The following is a 19,095-nucleotide window of genomic DNA, read 5'->3' on the forward strand; positions in this document are numbered from 1 at the left end:
GGTCAGTTGCCGGAGACGGTGACCTTCTCGTCGTTCTTCAGCTCTTCGACGAGCTTCTTGACCTTGGCGTCGTCCCACCTGAGGTTGCCGCCGACGCTGCCCGAGATCGGCATGTTCATCGAGGTGCCCTCGCCGCCGCTGACGCTCTTCATCGCCCAGAACATGCTCGCCAGGTCGAACAGGCCCATGTCCTTGTCGACGATGAGGGAGTCGAGGCCCGCGCCCATGGTCGGGTACAGCTTGAACGGGTTGAGGACCGTCGAGGGGGTGGCCACCTGGCTCGCCAGCGCCGACAGGAACTTCTGCTGGTTCTTGGTGCGGTCCAGGTCGGAGCCGGCCAGCGCGTACCGGGTGCGGACGAAGGCGAGGGCCTCCTCGCCGTTCAGGGTCTGCTCGCCCTTCTTGAGGTCGGCGCCGGACTTCTTGTCCTTGATGTCCTGCGGGATGTCGATGTCGACGCCGCCGACCGCGTCCACGATGTTCGCGAAGCCGGCGAAGCCGATCTCCACGTAGTGGTCCAGGCGCAGCCCGGTGTTGTGCTCGATGGTGCGCACCAGCAGCTCGGGGCCGTCCTCGGCGTACGCGGCGTTCAGCTTGGTGCGGCGGCCCGTGCCCGGGTACTCCTTGCCGGACTCGGAGCCGACGAAGCTCGGGATCTCCACGTCCGAGTCGCGGGGCAGGGAGATCAGCGTCGATCCGTTGTCCCCGGTGTGCAGGATCATCATGGAGTCGGTGCGCTTGCCCTCGGCGTCACCGGTGTGCAGGTCCTTCTTCTGGTCGTCGGTCATGCCCTCGCGGCTGTCGGAACCGACGATCAGGTAGTTCGTGCCCTCGCCCGCTCCGGGCCGCTCGATGACCTTGGACAGGTCGACCTCGCGGTTGAGCTTGGAGTCGGCCCAGAAGTAGGTGCCCACCGTCGTGACGACCAGCACGGTCACCACGGTGATCGCGGTCCACTTGATCCGCCGGCGCCAGTTCGGCGCGGGCCGCCCGGGGTCGTAGCCGCCGGGGCCCTGCCCGGGTCCGCGGCCGCCGGGGCTGCCGTAGACCTGGCCGGTGTTGTAGTCGCCGTCGTACCCGTCGCCGTGCCCCTGGCCGTCGGTGTACGACGGCTGCTGCGGGACCCCGGCGCCGTACGGCGGGGCCGGCTGGCCCGGGCCGGGAGGCGGTGCGCCGCGGCGGACCTGCCGCATCACACGCGCGCTCTCGGGCCGTGCGCTCGCGCTGCCGCGCCCGTACGCGTTGCCGCGGCTGTCACCGGACCATCCCTCGGGCCAATCATTCATGCGGACCAGTGTGCAGGGCCGCAGGGTGCGCGTTACAAGGGTCGTCGGAAAATCAGGGCCTGCCTGTTGCGAAGCCGACACAAAATCACGCCCGTGTACCCCCGGCATAAGGTGGAGGCCATGACAGACCAGGCAGAACAGGCCTCGGCCGCGCCGTCGGCGGCTCCGGAGATCCCGGGCAAGCCGACCTCGGCGTCCCGCACCACCCTCAGCCACATCATGACCCACAGCGACACCAACCTTCTGGGCACCGTCCACGGCGGCGTGATCATGAAGCTGGTCGACGACGCGGCGGGCGCCGTGGCCGGACGGCACTCCGGCGGGCCCGCCGTCACCGCGTCCATGGACGAGATGGCGTTCCTCGAACCGGTCCGGGTCGGCGACCTGGTCCATGTGAAGGCCCAGGTCAACTGGACCGGCCGGACCTCGATGGAGGTGGGCGTGCGGGTCATGGCCGAGCGCTGGAACGAGTCGGCCCCGGCCACCCAGGTCGGCTCGGCCTACCTGGTCTTCGCCGCCGTCGACGCGGACGGGCGGCCCCGCTCGGTCCCGCCGGTCCTCCCGGAGACCGAGAAGGACAGGCGCCGCTACCAGGAGGCGCAGATCCGCCGCACCCACCGCCTGGCCCGCCGCCGCGCGATCATGGAGCTGCGCGAGCGGCGGGTGGCGGAGGGCTACGCGGACTGACCCGCGGCCGGCGGCCGGCGACCGGCGACCGGCGACCGGCGACCGGCGACCGATCAGAGCATCAGCAGCAGTCGCGTGTTCGGTACGAGCTTGCGGTTCACGCTGGTGCTCTGCACGAAGATCGTGAACTCGTCGTTGTGGTCGGGCTTGATGCGGACCTCCACGTCCGGCAGGCCGAGCAGGGCCCGCGCCTCCGGTCCCGTGTAGATCCGGTCCGTCTTCTTCTCCAGCACCGATATCTGCTTCTTCGGCTGGACCTTCTCCGACTTGCTCAGCTGGTAGTACGCGCCGCCCGTGCGGTAGGTGTGGCCGGACTCGACGACCCAGTCCCGGATCGCCGCGTCCCGGGTCACCGGGACCAGCTGGTACTTCGTGGAGTCCACCGGCTTGAGTCCGGCGGCCTTGATGGTGTCCTTGTTGACCGCGTCCGCGCCCGTGGAGAACACCGCCCGCGAGCCCCGGATGCCCTTCGAGCGGCCGATCATGAACTTCTCTGTGGCCTCCTGGATGACCTGCCCGGCCTCCTGCAGCCCCTGGGTGCTCGTGGCGTCCCAGATGGCGACGTTGTCCTTGGGAAAGCCGTACTGCATGGCCTCGCGCTTGCCCATCTGGTCCGGCACCAGGACGGCCAGCGTCCAGTTGTCCTCCTGGGTCTCGATCATCGAGGCCACCGCGTCGACCAGCGCGCGCGGGTCCCGGGCGGGGGCGTCGGTACAGCGGTGGCTCGCGTTCTCCTGGCCGTCGGTGAGGACGAAGGTCAGGAAGCTGTGGTCGCCGTACAGCTGGGCCGTCTGCGCCAGCTCCCGCTGCGACTTGAGAGTGGCCGCCAGCAGCGCCGTCATGCCGCCGACGCGGTACATCTGCTTCAGGGACGGCATCCGCAGCACGTCCTTGTCGTAGATCACGCACTCCACCTGGTCGGCGAAGACGTACACCGTGACGCGGGTCTCCTGGTCCAGCTCCTGCGACCGGCGGGCCAGGTAGGCGATCTGCTCGTCGGCGACCTCGACCACCTTGCCGCTCAGGCGGGACATGGACGAGCTGGCGTCCAGCACGAGCGCGACGTGGTTGATGTAGTTCTGGCTTCCGGACATGGCGGCTCCCCCTCTGTTCGGACTCTCTCCGAGCGATGGACCTACCGTCTCACCCACCACTGACAATCGGCCGGACAGCGCGAGGGGCGCCCCGCGGTGCGGGCGCCCCTCGCGCTGTCCGGCCAGTCGCCCGCCCGTTACGGCAGGTTGCGGGCCATCACGATCCGCTGGACCTGGTTGGTGCCCTCGTAGATCTGCGTGATCTTGGCGTCGCGCATCATGCGCTCGACCGGGTAGTCGCGGGTGTAGCCGTAACCGCCGAGGAGCTGGACGGCGTCGGTGGTGACCTCCATCGCGACGTCGGAGGCGAAGCACTTGGCGGCGGCGCCCTGGAAGGTCAGGTCGCTGTCACCCCGCTGGGACTTGGCCGCCGCGGCGTACGTCAGCTGGCGGGCGGCCTCGATCTTCATCGCCATGTCGGCCAGCATGAACTGGATGCCCTGGAAGTCGGCGATCGGCTTGCCGAACTGCTTGCGCTCCTTGACGTAGCCCTTGGCGTAGTCCAGCGCGCCCTGGGCGATGCCGAGGGCCTGGGCGGCGATGGTGATGCGGGTGTGGTCCAGCGTCTTCATCGCGGTGGCGAAGCCGGTGCCCTCCTCGCCGATCATGCGGTCGGCGGGGATGCGGACGTTGTCGAGGTAGACCTCGCGGGTCGGGGACCCCTTGATGCCGAGCTTCTTCTCCGGGGCCCCGAAGGAGACGCCCGCGTCGGACTTCTCCACCACGAAGGCGGAGATGCCCTTGGAGCGCTTGCTCGGGTCGGTCACGGCCATCACCGTGTAGTACTCGCTGACGCCCGCGTTGGTGATCCAGCGCTTGACGCCGTTGAGCACCCAGAAGTCGCCGTCGCGCACGGCCTTGGTCTTCATGCCGGCCGCGTCGGAGCCGGCGTCGGGCTCGGAGAGGCAGTACGAGAACATGCCGTCGCCCTTGGCGAGCGGGGCCATGTACTTCTTCTTCAGCTCCTCGGAGCCGGAGAGGATCACCGGGAGCGAGCCGAGCTTGTTCACCGCCGGGATGAGGGAGGAGGAGGCGCAGACGCGGGCCACCTCCTCGATCACGATCACGGTGGCGAGCGCGTCGGCGCCCCCGCCGCCGTACTCCTCGGGTACGTGCACCGCGTGCAGGTCGTTCGCGGTCAGGGCGTCGAGGGCCTCCTGCGGGAAGCGGGCCTCCTCGTCCACCGCCGCGGCGTACGGCGCGATCTTCGCCTCGGCCAGCGAGCGGACGGCGTCCCGGAGCATGCCGTGCTCCTCGGACGGGCGGTACAGGTCGAAGTCAGCCGATCCGGCCAAGGTCTCTCACGCTCCCAAACGCTGCGATGCTGAGCACGCTAACTACCGTTAAGTAACCCAAATTTTAGAGCCCCGTACACGTCCGTGGATAGGTGAGGTTGGCGACAACCGACCGGACGGGTCCGGCCGCCCCCCGGATATGCTCGGGCGCGCACGCCCCCGTACACCTCTGGAGCATCCATGGCCCTGAAGATCACCGTGATCGGTACCGGCTATCTCGGCGCGACCCACGCGGCGGCCATGGCCGAGCTCGGCTTCGAGGTGCTGGGGCTCGACGTGGTGCCCGAGAAGATCGAGATGCTCAAGCGGGGCGAGGTCCCGCTGTACGAGCCGGGCCTGGAAGAGCTGCTGGCCAGGCACGTCGACGGGATCGGCGGCTCCAGCGGGCGGCTGCGCTTCACCACCGACTTCGCCGAGGCCGCGGCCTTCGGCGACGTGCACTTCCTGTGCGTGAACACGCCGCAGAAGCACGGCGAGTACGCCTGCGACATGTCGTACGTCGACTCCGCGCTGGCCTCGCTGGCTCCGCACCTGACCGGCCCCGCGCTCGTCGTCGGCAAGTCGACCGTGCCCGTGGGCTCCGCCGACCGGCTGGCCGCCTACCTCGCCGAGCACGCGCCGGCCGGGGACGGCGCCGAGCTGGCCTGGAACCCGGAGTTCCTGCGCGAGGGGTTCGCCGTCGAGGACACGCTGCACCCCGACCGGCTCGTGGCCGGCGTGCGCAGCGAGCGGGCGGAGAAGCTGCTGCGCGAGGTGTACGCGAAGCCGATCGCGGAAGGCACGCCGTTCGTCGTGACGGACTTCCCGACGGCCGAGTTGGTGAAGACCGCGGCGAACTCCTTCCTCGCCACCAAGATCTCGTTCATCAACGCGATGGCGGAGGTGTGCGAGGCCGCGGGCGGCGACGTGGCCAAGCTGGCGGAGGCGATCGGGTACGACGACCGGATCGGCCGGAAGTTCCTGCGGGCCGGGATCGGCTTCGGCGGCGGCTGCCTGCCGAAGGACATCCGCGCCTTCATGGCCCGCGCCGGCGAGCTGGGCGCCGACCAGGCGCTGACCTTCCTGCGCGAGATCGACTCGATCAACATGCGCCAGCGCGGCCAGATGGTGGAGCTGACCCGGCAGGCGCTGGGCGGCGGCCCCTTCCTCGGCAAGCGGGTCGCGGTGCTCGGCGCCACCTTCAAGCCCGACTCGGACGACGTCCGCGACTCCCCCGCGCTGAACGTCGCCGGTCAGGTCCATCTCCAGGGCGCCCAGGTGACGGTGTACGACCCCAAGGGCATGGAGAACGCCCGGCGGCTCTTCCCGACACTCGGCTACGCCGGCTCCGCGCTGGAGGCGGTGCGGGGCGCCGACGTCGTCCTGCACCTCACGGAGTGGCGGGAGTTCCGCGAGCTGGACCCGGAGGCGCTGGGCGAGGCCGCCGCGGCCCGGGTGATCCTGGACGGGCGCAACGCGCTGGACCCGGTGGCATGGCGGAAGGCCGGCTGGACGTACCGGGCGATGGGCCGTCCCACGGCCTGAGCGCCCTCAGGACGGCACCGGCCCCGCCGGGGCTCAGTCGGCCGTACCGACGCCGTCCGCGCTCCGCGCCACGGGGCACCGCCGCGACCGGCGAACCCGCCCGCGCGCATCGCCGGAGCACCTCGCCGTCCCACCGCGCGGTGCGGCGGACGGCCGGATCGGGCACAGCTGACCGCGGGGCCGTCCGTACTCAGCCGTCCAGGTCGGTGATGGTCGCCGTGGACGGCTCGCGGCGGGCCTGCGCCGCCCGGGCGGTGAAGGACGCCGCGCGGAGGACACGCTGGAAGTTGCCCCAGGTCAGCAGGGCCACATCCGCCTCGTCCCAGCCGCGGCGGAGCAGCTCGGCGACGAGCCGGGGGTAGCAGGAGGGGTCGCCCAGCTCCAGCGGGTGGGCGGTACCGGTGTCGTAGGTGCCGGACAGGCCGACGCCGTGCGGGCCGGCCACCGTGCGGACGTGGTCGAGGTGGTCGGCGACGTCCCGGACGGTCGGGCCGGTCTGCTCGGCGGTCAGCGGCACCATGCACAGGCCCCCGGCCGCGCCCAGCTCCGCGAGCAGGCCGTCGGGGAGGTTGGCGGGGTGCGGGCGCAGGGCGCGGGCGGCGGAGCGGGTGCACAGCGCGGGCGCCTTGGACACCGCGAAGGTGCGGCGGACGGTCTCGGCGGAGGCGCCGGAGAGGTCGGCGACGACCCCGAGCCGGTTCATCTCGCGGACCACCTCCTCGCCGAACCGGGTCAGCCCCGCCTCGCCCGCCCAGGTCACCCCGGACAGGGTCAGCACGCGCAGGCCGAGGGCGTGCAGCGAACGCAGGATGCCGAGGCGGTCGCCGAGCGCGGCGGCGCCCGCCGGGCCGGGCAGCACGGCGACCCGGCCGCAGTTGCGGGCGTCGATGGCCTGCCCCGCGTCGTACGCCAGGCGCAGCCCCTCCGGGTGCGCGCGCACGACCGTCTTGACCAGGTCCAGCTGTTCCAGCGTGGCACCGACCGCACCGTCCCCGGCACCGGACCCGGGCACGTGCAGCGACCACAGCAGCGCACCGACGCGCCCCTCGCGCAGCCGCGGCACGTCGGTGGCGACGCCGCTCTCGCCCAGCTCCAGGTCGTACCAGGACAGGCTCCTGAGCGCCCGGGGCAGACCGCTGCAGCCGTCGGCGACGGGATGCGCGGCCAGCACGGCCCGCGCCCGGGTCAGCGGCTCGTCGTCCGGGTCGGACACGGGCGCGTAGGGCTCCGGGGCGACGGCCTCCGCGGCGAGCGGCACGGGCAGGTCGTCGAGCCCACCGGCCTCGGTACCGGTGTGCAGGTCGTCCTGGAGGTCTGCCATGACGGGCTCCGTACGGTCGTCGTGAGGTACGGCCACCGTCACACGGAGCGGCGGGAGCTTCCTGGTGGACGGCGCGTTCGGGGGTACGCCCGCCCCGCTCCTCCGGCGGCATCGTCAGCGGCATCTCGGGGCACCTCTGAACGCGGTACGGGAGCGGCACCCGATGTACGGGGGCGGGGCGGCCGGATGCACCGGCTGCCCCGCCCCCGGCGAGAGGACGGCTCAGCCGTCGAGCTCCTCCAACGACGCGTTGGACGGCCCCCGCGTGTCCTGGAGCCCCCGGGCCACGTCCTCGGCGGCGTCCAGGACGCGGACCGCGTTCTTCCAGGTCAGCTTGGCCAGGTCGGCCTGCGACCAACCGCGGTCGAGCAGCTCGGCGATCAGGTTCGGGTAGCCGGAGACGTCGCCGAGGCCGTCCGGGGTGAACGGCGTGCCGTCGTAGTCGCCGCCGATGCCGAGGTGGTCGACGCCCGCGACCTCGCGCATGTGGTCGAGGTGGTCGGCGACCGTGGAGACCGTGGCGACGGGGCGCGGGACGCGCTCCTCGAAGGCCGCGTGGACCTTCATCGCCTCCGGGCTGCTGTCCAGGTGGTGGAAGCCGTGCGCGCGCATGTTGTCGTCGGCCTCGGCCGTCCAGTCCACGGCCGCCTGGAGCACGAACTTCGGCACGAACGTCACCATCGCCATGCCGCCGTTGCCGGGCAGCCGCTCCAGGACGTCGTCCGGGATGTTGCGCGGGTGGTCGCACACCGCGCGGGAGGACGAGTGCGAGAAGATCACCGGCGCGGTGGAGGTGTCCAGCGCGGCCCGCATCGTGGTCGCGGCGACGTGCGAGAGGTCGACCAGCATGCCCTCGCGGTTCATCTCGCGCACGACCGCGCGGCCGAAGGCCGACAGGCCGCCCACGCGGGGCTCGTCGGTCGCGGAGTCCGCCCACGCGTTGTTGTCGTTGTGGGTGAGCGTCATGTAGCGCACGCCGAGCGCGTACAGCGCGCGGAGCGTGGCGAGCGAGTTGTCGATGGAGTGGCCGCCCTCGGCACCCATGAGGGACGCGATACGGCCCTCCGCGCGCGCGGCCTCCATGTCGGCGGCGGTCAGCGCGGCGCGCAGCTCGCCGGGGTGGCGGTCGATCAGCTGCCGTACGCAGTCGATCTGCTCCAGCGTCGCCGTCACCGCGCCCGGCAGGTCGGAGCGGACGTACACCGACCAGTACTGCGCGCCGACGCCGCCGGCCCGCAGCCGGGCCAGGTCGGTGTGCAGGTACGCGGACTGGTCGGTGGCGATGTCCCGCGCGTCGAGGTCGTAGCGGACCTGCTCCCGCAGCGCCCAGGGCAGGTCGTTGTGCCCGTCGACGACGGGGAACTCGCGCAGCAGCTCCCGGGCCTTGTCCAGCGATGTCATCCGCGTCCCTTCCGTCATGCTCCGGTTGGTCACTCTCTGGTCCGCCGCTCCCGAACGCCGGGGCTCCGTCACGTGCCGAATCCGAAGCCGGCCGCGGCGCCCTCGACCTTGTTGCGCAGCCGCTTGCCCTTCTCGGTGGCCTGGTCGTTCAGCTCCTGCTGGAACTCGCGCATCCGCCCCTGCAGCTCCTCGTCGTGGGCGGCGAGGATGCGGGCGGCCAGCAGGCCCGCGTTGCGGGCGCCGCCGACGGAGACGGTCGCGACCGGCACACCGGCCGGCATCTGCACGATGGAGAGCAGGCTGTCCATGCCGTCCAGGTACTTCAGCGGCACCGGCACGCCGATGACAGGCAGCGGGGTGACGGAGGCGAGCATGCCGGGCAGGTGGGCGGCGCCCCCGGCCCCGGCCACGATCGCCTTCAGCCCGCGTCCGGCGGCCTGCTCGCCGTACGCGATCATCTCGCGCGGCATGCGGTGCGCGGAGACGACGTCGACCTCGTAGGGCACCTCGAACTCGTCGAGGGCCTTGGCGGCGGCCTCCATGACGGGCCAGTCGGAGTCCGACCCCATGACGATGCCGACGACTGGGCTCACCGGGCTGGCCTGGCTCATTCGGTGATCGTCCCTCTCAGGTAGCCGGCAGCGTGCCCGGCGCGCTCCAGCACGTCGTCCAGGTCGTCGCCGTAGGTGTTGACGTGGCCGACCTTGCGGCCGGGCTTCACGTCCTTGCCGTACATGTGGATCTTGAGCCGCGGGTCGCGTGCCATGCAGTGCAGATACGCGGAGTACATGTCCGGGAAGTCGCCGCCCAGGACGTTGGCCATGACCGTCCACCGCGCGCGGGGGCGCGGGTCGCCGAGGGGGAGGTCGAGAACCGCGCGGACGTGGTTGGCGAACTGCGAGGTGATCGCGCCGTCCATCGTCCAGTGGCCGGAGTTGTGCGGGCGCATCGCCAGTTCGTTGACGAGGACGCGGCCGTCGCGGGTCTGGAACAGCTCGACGGCGAGGTGGCCGACGACGCCCAGTTCCTTGGCGATGCCGAGCGCCATCTCCTCGGCGTGCAGGGCCAGCTCCTCGTCCAGGCCGGGAGCCGGGGCGATCACCGTGTCGCAGACGCCGTTCACCTGCCGGGACTCGACGACGGGGTAGGCCACCGCCTGGCCGTGCGGGGAACGGACCACGTTGGCGGCCAGCTCGCGGACGAAGTCGACCTTCTCCTCCGCGAGCACGGGCACCCCCGCGCGGAAGAGCTCGGCGGCCTCCTCGACGGAGTCCACGACCCACACGCCCTTGCCGTCGTACCCGCCGCGGACCGTCTTGAGGACGACGGGGAAACCGTCCCCCTCAGTGGCACCCTCCGCCGCGAAGGCGGCCACGTCGGCCGGGTCGCCGACGATCCGGTGCCGCGGGCAGGGCACGCCGATCGCGTCGAGCTTCGCGCGCATCACGCCCTTGTCCTGGGCGTGCACGAGCGCGTCGGGGCCGGGGCGCACGGGGATGCCGTCCGCCTCCAGGGCCTTGAGGTGCTCGGTGGGCACGTGTTCGTGATCGAAGGTGATCACGTCACAGCCGCGCGCGAACTCGCGCAGCGTGTCCAGATCGCGATAGTCGCCGACGACGACTTCGTTCACGACCTGTGCCGCTGAGTCCTGGGGAGTGTCACTGAGGAGCTTGAACCTGATGCCCAACGGGATGCCCGCCTCGTGTGTCATACGAGCGAGCTGGCCACCGCCGACCATGCCGACTACCGGAAACGTCACACCCATAGCGTATCGGCCATCCGGAGCCCACCTGTTTACCGGCCGTTTCCGGCCCCTCTCGCCGTCCGTTGCGGACGCTTCGGGTCCGTCCGCAGGAAGATCGCGCGTCCGGGTGGTTAGCATGAACGGATTGACGCCAACCGACGGACGGGGGCCTGCACGACCATGGAACGTGGTTCCTCGGGTGCTCACACCGCTCCCCCGGCGCCGCCGGAGCCCCGCAGCGCGCTGCGGGAGCGGATCGACCGGCTGGTGCGCGAGGTCGTGAAGTTCGGCGCAGTCGGCGGCGCGGGGGTGCTGGTCAACCTCCTCGTCTTCAACTTCGTGCGGCACACGACCGACCTCCAGGTGGTGCGGGCCAGCATCATCGCGACCGTCGTAGCGATCGTCTTCAACTACTTCGGCTTCCGCTACTTCACCTACCGCGACCGCGACAAGGGCGGCCGCACCCGCGAGATGACGCTGTTCCTGCTGTTCAGCGCGGCCGGCCTGGTGATCGAGAACGGCGTGCTCTACACGGCGACGTACGGGTTCGGCTGGGACAGCCCGCTGCAGAGCAACATCTTCAAGTTCCTCGGCATCGGGATCGGCACGCTGTTCCGGTTCTGGTCGTACCGCAGCTGGGTGTTCCGCGCCCTGCCCGAGCGGACGCCCGCGACGCGCGCGGAGTCCTTCCTGGAGCACGAGCACCCCACGACGGCGCGCCCGGCGGACGGCGCCCCGGCGGTCCGCCGCTGACCTTCTGTTCCGCCACTGACCTTCTGCTCCGCCACTGACCTCCTGGTCCACCGCGGGCCTTCTGGTCCACTGCGGGCCTCTGGTCCAGCGCCGACCCTCTGACGCGGCCGCCTCGGGCCCGGTCAGCGCACCGTCTCCCCGGTGTCGCCGGGGCCCTTCTTGGGCGGCTGCGTACGGGACAGGAACAGGCCGAACACCGGTGGCCGGCCCTGGAGCAGTTCGAGGCGGCCGCCGTCCGCCTCGGCGAGGTCGCGGGCGACGGCGAGTCCGATGCCCGTGGAGTTGCGTCCGCTGATCGTCCGCTCGAAGATCCGCGCCCCCAGGTCACCCGGAACGCCGGGCCCCTCGTCGGTGACCTCGACCACGGCCTGGTTGCCGGTCACCCGGGTCCGCAGGGCCACCGTGCCACCACCGTGCATCAGGGAGTTCTCGATCAGCGCGGCCAGCACCTGCGCCACGGCCCCCGGGGTGCCGACGGCCGTCAGATGGCGCTTGCCCGAGCTGACGATGGCCCGCCCCTCGCTGCGGTAGGCGGGGCGCCACTCGGCGATCTGCTGCTGGATGACGTCGTCCAGCTCGAAGGTGACGGCGGAGCCGCTGCGCGGGTCGCGGGAGTTGGTCAGCAGCCGGTCCACGACGTCCGTCAGCCGTTCCACCTGCGACAGCGCGATCGTCGCCTCCTCCTTCACTGTCTCCGGTTCGTCGGTGAGGGTGATCTCCTCCAGCCGCATCGACAGCGCGGTCAGCGGCGTACGGAGCTGGTGGGAGGCGTCGGCGGCCAGGCGGCGCTCGGCGGTGAGCATCCGGGCGATGCGCTCGGCGGAGGAGTCGAGGACGTCCGCGACCCGGTCCAGCTCCGGGACGCCGTACCGCTTGTGCCGCGGGCGCGGGTCGCCGGAGCCGAGGCGCTCGGCGGTCTCGGCGAGGTCGGTGAGCGGGGAGGCGAGGCGGTTGGCCTGCCGGATCGCCAGCAGCACGGCGGCGATCACCGCGAGCAGCGCCACCAGGCCGATGATCAGCAGGGTCCGGCCGATCTCCCGCGTCACCGAGGAGCTGGGCTCCTCGACCAGGACCGTCTCGCCCTCCTCGCCGGTGGCCGTGCCCCGCAGGACCTCGCCGGACGGCTCGCTGCCGACCTCGATGACCGGCTCACCGGGGATGCGGATCACGGCGTAGCGGGCGTCGCGGATCTGCTCCCGCAGGAACCGGGCGTCGACCGAGCCGGTGCCGATCAGCCGGCTGTCCACGATGCTGGCCAGCCGCACGGCCTCAAGGTCCACGCGTTCCTGGGCGGTGCTGCTGATCGTCCGGGTCTCGACGATCACCAGGGATACGCCGAAGACGGCGATCACGACGAGCACCACGGCGAGCGTGGACTGGATCAGTCGGCGGCGCATGTCCTCATACTCGGGTCACCCGGGCCGCCCCCGGCGGGGCGGCCCGGTTCTTCTCGGAGGCTCAGTTCTTCTCGAAACGGAAACCCACGCCGCGCACGGTGGCGATGTAGCGCGGGTTGGCCGCGTCGTCGCCGAGCTTCTTGCGCAGCCAGGAGATGTGCATGTCGAGCGTCTTGGTCGACGACCACCAGGTGGTGTCCCAGACCTCGCGCATCAGCTGGTCGCGGGTGACCACCCGGCCCGCGTCGCGCACCAGCACCCGCAGCAGGTCGAACTCCTTCGCGGTGAGCTGGAGCTCCTCCTCACCCATCCAGGCCCGGTGCGACTCGACGTCGATGCGCACGCCGTGGGTGGCGGGCGGCTGCGGCGGCTCCACGGCGCCGCGCCGCAGCAGGGCCCGTACACGGGCGAGCAGTTCGGCGAGGCGGAAGGGCTTGGTGACGTAGTCGTCGGCGCCCGCGTCCAGGCCGACCACGGTGTCCACCTCGTCGGCGCGCGCGGTCAGGATCAGGATCGGCACGGCGTGGCCCTCGGACCGCAGCCGGCGGGCGACCTCGAGACCGTCCATGCCCGGCAGGCCCAGGTCCAGCACGACCAGGTCGATGCCGCCCTGCAGTCCCGCGTCGAGTGCGGTGGGGCCGTCCTCACGCACCTCGACCTCGTACCCTTCCCGGCGCAGTGCGCGGGCCAGCGGCTCCGAGATGGACGCGTCGTCCTCGGCGAGCAGTACACGGGTCATGAGCTGATGGTAGACCGCTCCGCCAAGCGCCAGGGGCGTGATCGCCTTCCGGCCCTCTTACCTTCGGACAAGCCGGGCACCCGCCGCGTGACCAGGCCCGTCACCCCCGTACCGGAACCTGCACCTGTGGGATGCCATCCTGAGGGAAACCTTCGAAAGGCCGTTCAGGGTTCCACTATTACCTGTGATGTGTGCCTCAAGTCCTTCCATACCGGTCGGTGTCCTGCCGTATGGTGAATCAGCGCCTGTAGCACCCAGAGGACCTTTGGCGACAGTACGACGCTGAAGGTCCCTTTTGTGTGCGGGCCGGCCCCCACGGCCGGCCTTGAAAGGAATGACCTGTGGCCGGGCCTCGACGCGTGCGCTGACGCGCGCGAAGGCGTGGATCCCGGTGGCCGCCGCCCACCGCTTCGCAATCCGGAGCGGACTCCCCCAGGCGTGGGACGGGCGGGTGAGGCCGCCGGTGCCGGCCGCCCCCCACCGGGCGCGCATCGCCTCATGAGCGCGTCCCGACCAGCAAGGATCGACCATGGCGTCCAGCCTGACGAAGGACTCGGTCTCACCGGGCACCCCCGGCTCCGAGAAGACCTTCTTCGGCCACCCCCGCGGACTGGCCACACTCTTCATGACCGAGATGTGGGAGAGGTTCTCCTACTACGGCATGAGGGCCCTGCTCCCGCTGTACCTCGTCGCCCCGGGCGGCCTCGGCCTCAGCGCCGGCACCGCGACCGCGATCTACTCGGTGTACCTCTCGCTGGTGTACCTGCTCACGATGCCGGGCGGCTGGTTCGGCGACCGCGTCTGGGGCCCCCGCAAGACCGTCGCCGTGGCCGGCGGCGTGATCATGCTGGGCCACCTGACGCTGGCGCTCCCGTACGCCGGCACGTTCTACGCGGGCCTCGGCCTGGTCGCCATCGGCTCCGGCCTGCTGAAGGCCAACATCTCCACGATGGTCGGCCAGCTCTACGACGGACCCGACGACCCGCGCCGCGACGGCGGATTCACCGTCTTCTACATGGGCATCAACCTCGGTGCCTTCTTCGCGCCGCTGACCATCGGCACCATCGGTGAGAGCGTCAACTGGCACCTGGGCTTCGCGCTCGCCGCACTCGGCATGGGCCTGGGCGTCGTCCAGTTCCTGCTCGGCAGCCGCCACCTGGCCCCGCACTCCAGCACGGTCCCCAAGCCGCTGTCGGCCGAGGAGAAGACGTCGACGCTGCGCAAGGCCGCGTTCTGGGCCGCGCTCGCGGTCGTCTTCTACGCGATCGTCGGCTTCTCCGGCCACTACACCCTGAACTGGATCCTGGTCCCGCTGACCCTGCTCGGCGTGATCATCCCGGTGCTGGTGCTGACCAGCATCAAGCGCGACAAGTCCCTGGACCGCGCGGAGCAGTCCAAGATGTCGGCGTACATCTGGTTCTTCGTCGCCGCGGCCGTGTTCTGGATGATCTACGACCAGGGCGGCTCGACGCTGTCCCTCTTCGCCGACTCCTCGGCCGAGAACAGCGTCTTCGGCTGGGGCTTCCCGGTCTCCTGGTACCAGTCGGTCAACCCGGTCCTCATCATGGCGCTGGCCCCGGTCTTCGCCACGCTGTGGCTGGCGCTCGCCCGCCGCGGCAAGGAGCCCAGCACGATCGTCAAGTTCTCCTTCGGCCTGGTCCTGGTCGGGGCGTCCTTCTTCCTCTTCCTGGCCCCGCTGGGCATCGCGGAGGGCGGCCACAAGGCGGCGGCCCTGTGGCTGGTGGCGATCTACTTCGTCCAGACCTGCGGTGAGCTGCTGCTCTCCCCGGTCGGCCTGTCCGTGACGACGAAGATGGCGCCGGTGAAGTACGCCTCCCAGATGATGGGCGTCTGGTTCCTGGCGGTCACCGCGGGCGACGCCACGACCGGCCTGCTCTCCCTCGCCGGGGTCGACCTGAACAAGACGGGCATCGTCGCCGCGGAGGCGACCCTGGCCGTGGTCGCGGGCCTCGCGATCTGGATGTACCGCAGGCGCGTCAAGGAACTCATGGGCGACGTGCGCTGAGCCCCGTCCTTCCCGGCACCCGCTGTTGCGCGAGGGGCCGCTCCATCCGGTGGATGGAGCGGCCCCTCGGGCGTGGGAAACGTGGCTACGCCGGGGCGCCCAGCTCCGCCCACACGCGCTTGCCCGCGACCCCCGGCGTCCGGACGACGCCCCAGTCGAGGCACAGCCGCTGCACGATGAACATCCCGTGGCCGCCCGGGCGCCCGGCACGGTGCGGCGTGCGCGGCGACGGCTGGCCCGTGCCCCGGTCGGAGACCTCCAGCCGGATCACCTTCTTCTCGCAGGTGATCCACAGCTCGTCCGGCCCCTCGGCGTGCAGGCAGGCGTTGGTGACCAGTTCGGACACCACGAGCAGTACGTCCTCGGCGGCCGCCCGCTGGTCCGCGGTCGCGGAGGGCAGCCAGCCCCACGCGTACAGCGCCTCGCGGGTGAAGTCACGGGCGAGCGGCACCACCCCGCTCGCGTCCTCGAAGCTCAGCCGGCGGACCTGCCGCCCGCCGCCCTTTGCGGCACTTCCGGGCGCGGGTGAGGGAGCCACTGCGGACCCGTCCAGCACGGCGGCCTGACCGGCGCCCTGCACGGCGGACACGCCCCGCTCGGGCTCCCCGGGCCCGGGCAGGCCGGACATGGCCTCGGGCACCCCGGAAGCGCCGCTGGGCTCCGGACCGCGGTCGCCCGGCGAGTAGGGCCGGGTGGTGCTCATCAGCGCTTCACCTCACCGATTCACCAGTTCACGTTTCAAAGTCGTACAAGCACAGTCGTACACAGCTGTCTCAGGGACTCTCCTGCCCGACCGGGCCGCACGAACACCCCTGTATTCGGCACGAATATTCCGCACGGAGGCCGGGCCGGGGCGAGAACGCCCCATCCGGCAGGTACACGGAACCCTCCGACGGCCGGACAAGGACCGGCTCAGTCGGACTCGTCGGCCAGGGCGGCCTCGAGCGTGTCGTGCAGGGTGAAGACCGCTTCGGCCCCCGTGATCTCGAACACGCGGGCCACCACCGGCCGCATGGCCACGAGATGCACACCGCCCCCCGCGGCCTCCGCCTTCAGCCGCGCGCCCAGCAGGACATTGAGTCCCGTGGAGTCACAGAACTCCAGGCGCGAGCAGTCGACGACGAGCCGGTTGAATCCCTTGGTGAGGCACTCCTCCAGCGGCTCGCGCAACAGATCGGCGGTGTGGTGATCCAACTCACCCGCCGGGGTCACGACGGCGCTGGGGCCCTCTTCCCGTACCTCGACCAGAAGCCGGCCCGACTGGGCACTGCCGACCGTCCCGCGGTCCATGCCGTTTCTCTCTCCCGGGGTCGTACTGCTGCGGACGCACTCGAACACTACGCCTTCCCACCGCACTCCGACACCCGAACAACCGCACACAAACGGACATACCCGCACATAACACACTTGCGGTCAGCTCGGTCGACCCGGTATCGCTAGTAGGACACGTAAACCGACACGGCCGGCTTTGGAGGCGCCGCACACCGCAGTGCACGAATTTGGCTTCGGCAGCCGTATGCCGAGAACGATGGAGGACATCATGTCACCCCGGCTCGACGGATCGCGTACCCACGAAGCGACGTCGACACTCCCTCCGGAACATCTGGATCCCATCGAGCAGCACGACGCGGTCGACGCGGTCGTCGATCACGACGGCGTACTCGCCGGGCTTCCGGACATCCCCGCGTACGACGAGGTCGCTCCGGCGGACGCCCGGGTCCTGTCCAAGACCCTCTTCGAGCGGCTGGAATCGCTGCTGGAAGGCACCCACGAGTACGCGTACGTACGCAACACGCTCGTCGAGCTGAACCTCGCCCTGGTCAAGTTCGCCGCCTCCCGCTTCCGCTCGCGCAGCGAGCCGATGGAGGACATCATCCAGGTCGGCACCATCGGCCTGATCAAGGCGATCGACCGCTTCGAGCTGTCGCGGGGTGTGGAGTTCCCCACGTTCGCGATGCCCACCATCATCGGCGAGATCAAGCGCTTCTTCCGCGACACCTCGTGGTCCGTGCGCGTACCCCGCCGCCTGCAGGAGCTGCGGCTCGACCTGGCCAAGGCCGGCGACGAGCTGGCCCAGCGCCTGGACCGCGCGCCCACGGTGAGCGAGCTGGCCGAGCACCTGAGCCTGTCGCGGGAAGAGGTCGTGGAGGGCATGGCGGCCTCCAACGCCTACACCGCCTCCTCGCTGGACGCCCAGCCGGAGGAGGACGACGCGGAGGGCGCGCTCGCCGACCGCATCGGCTACGAGGACCACGGGCTGGAGGGCATCGAGTACGTCGAGTCCCTGAAGCCGCTGATCGCCGAGCTTCCCGCCCGGGACCGCAAGATCCTCTCCCTCCGCTTCGTCGCGGGCATGACCCAGTCGGAGATCGGCGAGGAGCTGGGCATCTCCCAGATGCACGTCTCGCGCCTGCTGTCGCGCACACTCGTACGGCTGCGCAAGGGGCTCACGGTCGAGGAGTGATCCTCACCGGGTGACGCTTGCCCTCAAGGGGGCGGTCCGAGGTCGGACCGCCCCCTTCGGGCTGTCCGGACGGTGTACGGGATGGGGCCGGCGGCCGGCGGGGCCCGCCCCGCCCGGTCCGCGCGCCCGTCAGTGCACGCGGACGCCCCGCCGCCACACCCCCGCGACCAGCGGTACGCCCGGCCGGTAGGCGAGGTGGACGTGGCTCGGGGCGTCGAGGAGGGTCAGGTCGGCGTACGCGCCCGGGGTGAGGCGGCCGACGTCGTCGCGGCGCAGGGCGGCGGCGCCGCCGGCCGTGGCCGACCAGACCGCCTCGTCCGGTGTCATCCCCATGTCGCGCACCGCGAGCGCGATGCAGAACGGCACGGAGGACGTGAAGGACGAGCCGGGGTTGCAGTCGGTGGAAAGGGCGACCGTGGCCCCGGCGTCGAGCAGGCGCCGGGCGTCCGGCCACGGGGCGCGGGTGGAGAACTCCGCGCCGGGCAGCAGCGTCGCGACCGTCCGGCTGTTCGCGAGGGCGTCCACGTCGGCGTCGGTGAGGTGCGTGCAGTGGTCGGCGCTGGCCGCGTCGAGTTCCACGGCGAGCCGGACGCCGGGGCCTTGGGAGAGCTGGTTGGCGTGGATGCGGGGGTGCAGGCCCTTGGCCTTCCCGGCGGTGAGGATCGCGCGGGCCTGGTCGCCGTCGAAGGCGCCCTGCTCGCAGAAGACGTCGATCCAGCGGGCGTGCGGGGCGCAGGCGTCGAGCATCTCGCCGGTGACCAGTCCGACGTAGGCGGCGGGGTCGTCGGCGAGTTCGGGGGCGACGATGTGGGCGCCGAGGAAGGTGACCTCGTCGGTGTGGCGGGCGGCGACGCGCAGGGCGCGGGACTCGTCGGCGGTGGTCAGGCCGTAGCCGGACTTGGTCTCGAACGTCGTCGTGCCCTGGCGCAGGGCCTCCGCGAGGTAGCGGACGAGGCCGGCCTCCAGCTCCGCGTCGCTCGCGGCCCGGGTCGCGGCGACGGTGGTGCGGATGCCGCCGGCGCTGTAGGGGCGGCCGGACATGCGGGCGTTGAACTCCTCGGTGCGGTCGCCGCCGAAGAGGAGGTGGGAGTGGGAGTCGACGAAGCCGGGGAGGACCGCCCGGCCGCCGGCGTCGACCCGATTGTCAGTGGCGGGTGCTTTGCTTGATTCACCGGTCCACACGATGCGGTCGCCTTCGACGGCGACGGCCGCGTCCCGGACCAGACCGAGCGGGGAGTGGTCGCCGAGGGAGGGGTCGTTGGTGACGAGTGCGGCGATGTTCGTGATGACGGTGCTGCTGCTCATGGGGTCCCTGGTGTCCTCGTCGGGGCTGGAGCGGGGGCTGGAGCCGAAGCGGGCGCGGA

The 19,095-nt window shown here is 71.3% G+C and carries 17 protein-coding genes; 5 read left to right on the top strand and 12 right to left on the bottom strand.

Features of this window, described 5'->3' with window-relative positions; all coding sequences use genetic code 11:
- Positions 1-2: 2 nt before the first annotated feature.
- Entirely contained in the window at positions 3-1,286 is a 1,284-nt protein-coding gene (locus IG94_RS0128250; RefSeq protein WP_194277391.1) for an LCP family protein, read from the bottom strand.
- 120 nt (positions 1,287-1,406) lie between these two features.
- On the opposite strand from IG94_RS0128250, the gene IG94_RS0128255 reads away from it, so the two are divergent.
- A complete protein-coding gene (locus IG94_RS0128255; protein WP_031043243.1) occupies positions 1,407-1,973 on the top strand; it encodes an acyl-CoA thioesterase in 567 nt (188 codons plus the stop codon).
- Between the two features lie 53 nt (positions 1,974-2,026).
- Here IG94_RS0128255 and IG94_RS0128260 read toward each other — a convergent pair whose 3' ends face one another.
- Together IG94_RS0128260 and IG94_RS0128265 are read right to left on the bottom strand one after the other, a co-directional pair.
- On the bottom strand, positions 2,027-3,067 hold the full coding sequence (locus IG94_RS0128260) for a vWA domain-containing protein (RefSeq protein ID WP_031043248.1): 1,041 nt from the start codon (positions 3,065-3,067) through the stop codon (positions 2,027-2,029).
- A 137-nt stretch (positions 3,068-3,204) separates the two neighbouring features.
- The gene (locus IG94_RS0128265) at positions 3,205-4,362 is read right to left on the bottom strand and encodes an acyl-CoA dehydrogenase (protein ID WP_031043251.1); all 1,158 of its coding nucleotides are present in this window, start codon (positions 4,360-4,362) and stop codon (positions 3,205-3,207) included.
- A 180-nt stretch (positions 4,363-4,542) separates the two neighbouring features.
- Between IG94_RS0128265 and IG94_RS0128270 the strand changes: the two genes are divergently transcribed.
- Positions 4,543-5,886, top strand: coding sequence for a UDP-glucose dehydrogenase family protein (locus IG94_RS0128270; protein WP_031043255.1), 1,344 nt, complete (start codon positions 4,543-4,545; stop codon positions 5,884-5,886).
- 190 nt (positions 5,887-6,076) lie between these two features.
- On the opposite strand, the gene IG94_RS0128275 is transcribed toward IG94_RS0128270, so the two are convergent.
- The 4 genes from IG94_RS0128275 to IG94_RS0128290 all read right to left on the bottom strand — a co-directional run bounded on the left by IG94_RS0128275 (position 6,077) and on the right by IG94_RS0128290 (position 10,367).
- Entirely contained in the window at positions 6,077-7,207 is a 1,131-nt protein-coding gene (locus tag IG94_RS0128275; protein WP_031043258.1) for a dipeptidase, read from the bottom strand.
- A 222-nt stretch (positions 7,208-7,429) separates the two neighbouring features.
- A complete protein-coding gene (locus IG94_RS0128280; RefSeq protein WP_031043261.1) occupies positions 7,430-8,608 on the bottom strand; it encodes a dipeptidase in 1,179 nt (392 codons plus the stop codon).
- 68 nt (positions 8,609-8,676) lie between these two features.
- On the bottom strand, positions 8,677-9,219 hold the full coding sequence (purE, locus tag IG94_RS0128285) for a 5-(carboxyamino)imidazole ribonucleotide mutase (RefSeq protein ID WP_031043265.1): 543 nt from the start codon (positions 9,217-9,219) through the stop codon (positions 8,677-8,679).
- Positions 9,216-10,367, bottom strand: coding sequence for a 5-(carboxyamino)imidazole ribonucleotide synthase (locus IG94_RS0128290; protein ID WP_211269697.1), 1,152 nt, complete (start codon positions 10,365-10,367; stop codon positions 9,216-9,218). Before IG94_RS0128290 ends, purE begins: the two co-directional genes overlap by 4 nt.
- A gap of 165 nt (positions 10,368-10,532) precedes the next feature.
- On the opposite strand from IG94_RS0128290, the gene IG94_RS0128295 reads away from it, so the two are divergent.
- Positions 10,533-11,105, top strand: coding sequence for a GtrA family protein (locus tag IG94_RS0128295; RefSeq protein ID WP_031043273.1), 573 nt, complete (start codon positions 10,533-10,535; stop codon positions 11,103-11,105).
- Positions 11,106-11,227: 122 nt separating this feature from the next.
- Here the strand turns inward: IG94_RS0128295 and draK are convergent, their stop codons facing one another.
- Positions 11,228-12,502, bottom strand: coding sequence for a two-component system sensor histidine kinase DraK (gene draK / locus IG94_RS0128300; protein ID WP_031043276.1), 1,275 nt, complete (start codon positions 12,500-12,502; stop codon positions 11,228-11,230).
- Positions 12,503-12,563: 61 nt separating this feature from the next.
- Positions 12,564-13,241 carry a response regulator transcription factor gene (locus IG94_RS0128305; protein WP_030191398.1) on the bottom strand — a complete coding sequence of 226 codons (678 nt, stop codon included), beginning with the start codon at positions 13,239-13,241 and terminating at the stop codon, positions 12,564-12,566.
- 529 nt (positions 13,242-13,770) lie between these two features.
- Here IG94_RS0128305 and IG94_RS0128310 point away from each other — a divergent pair.
- Entirely contained in the window at positions 13,771-15,267 is a 1,497-nt protein-coding gene (locus IG94_RS0128310) for an MFS transporter (RefSeq protein WP_031043279.1), read from the top strand.
- 85 nt (positions 15,268-15,352) lie between these two features.
- On the opposite strand, the gene IG94_RS0128315 is transcribed toward IG94_RS0128310, so the two are convergent.
- Entirely contained in the window at positions 15,353-15,970 is a 618-nt protein-coding gene (locus IG94_RS0128315) for an ATP-binding protein (protein WP_031043281.1), read from the bottom strand.
- A 209-nt stretch (positions 15,971-16,179) separates the two neighbouring features.
- Positions 16,180-16,557 carry an STAS domain-containing protein gene (locus IG94_RS0128320; protein WP_031043284.1) on the bottom strand — a complete coding sequence of 126 codons (378 nt, stop codon included), beginning with the start codon at positions 16,555-16,557 and terminating at the stop codon, positions 16,180-16,182.
- Positions 16,558-16,795: 238 nt separating this feature from the next.
- On the opposite strand from IG94_RS0128320, the gene IG94_RS0128325 reads away from it, so the two are divergent.
- A complete protein-coding gene (locus IG94_RS0128325; RefSeq protein WP_031043286.1) occupies positions 16,796-17,731 on the top strand; it encodes an RNA polymerase sigma factor SigF in 936 nt (311 codons plus the stop codon).
- Between the two features lie 129 nt (positions 17,732-17,860).
- On the opposite strand, the gene hutI is transcribed toward IG94_RS0128325, so the two are convergent.
- Positions 17,861-19,036, bottom strand: a complete 1,176-nt coding sequence (gene hutI, locus IG94_RS0128330; RefSeq protein ID WP_031043288.1) for an imidazolonepropionase — start codon at positions 19,034-19,036, stop codon at positions 17,861-17,863.
- Positions 19,037-19,095: the final 59 nt, after the last annotated feature.

The sequence above is a fragment of the Streptomyces olivaceus genome (assembly GCF_000721235.1).
Classification (GTDB): Bacteria; Actinomycetota; Actinomycetes; order Streptomycetales; family Streptomycetaceae; genus Streptomyces; species Streptomyces olivaceus.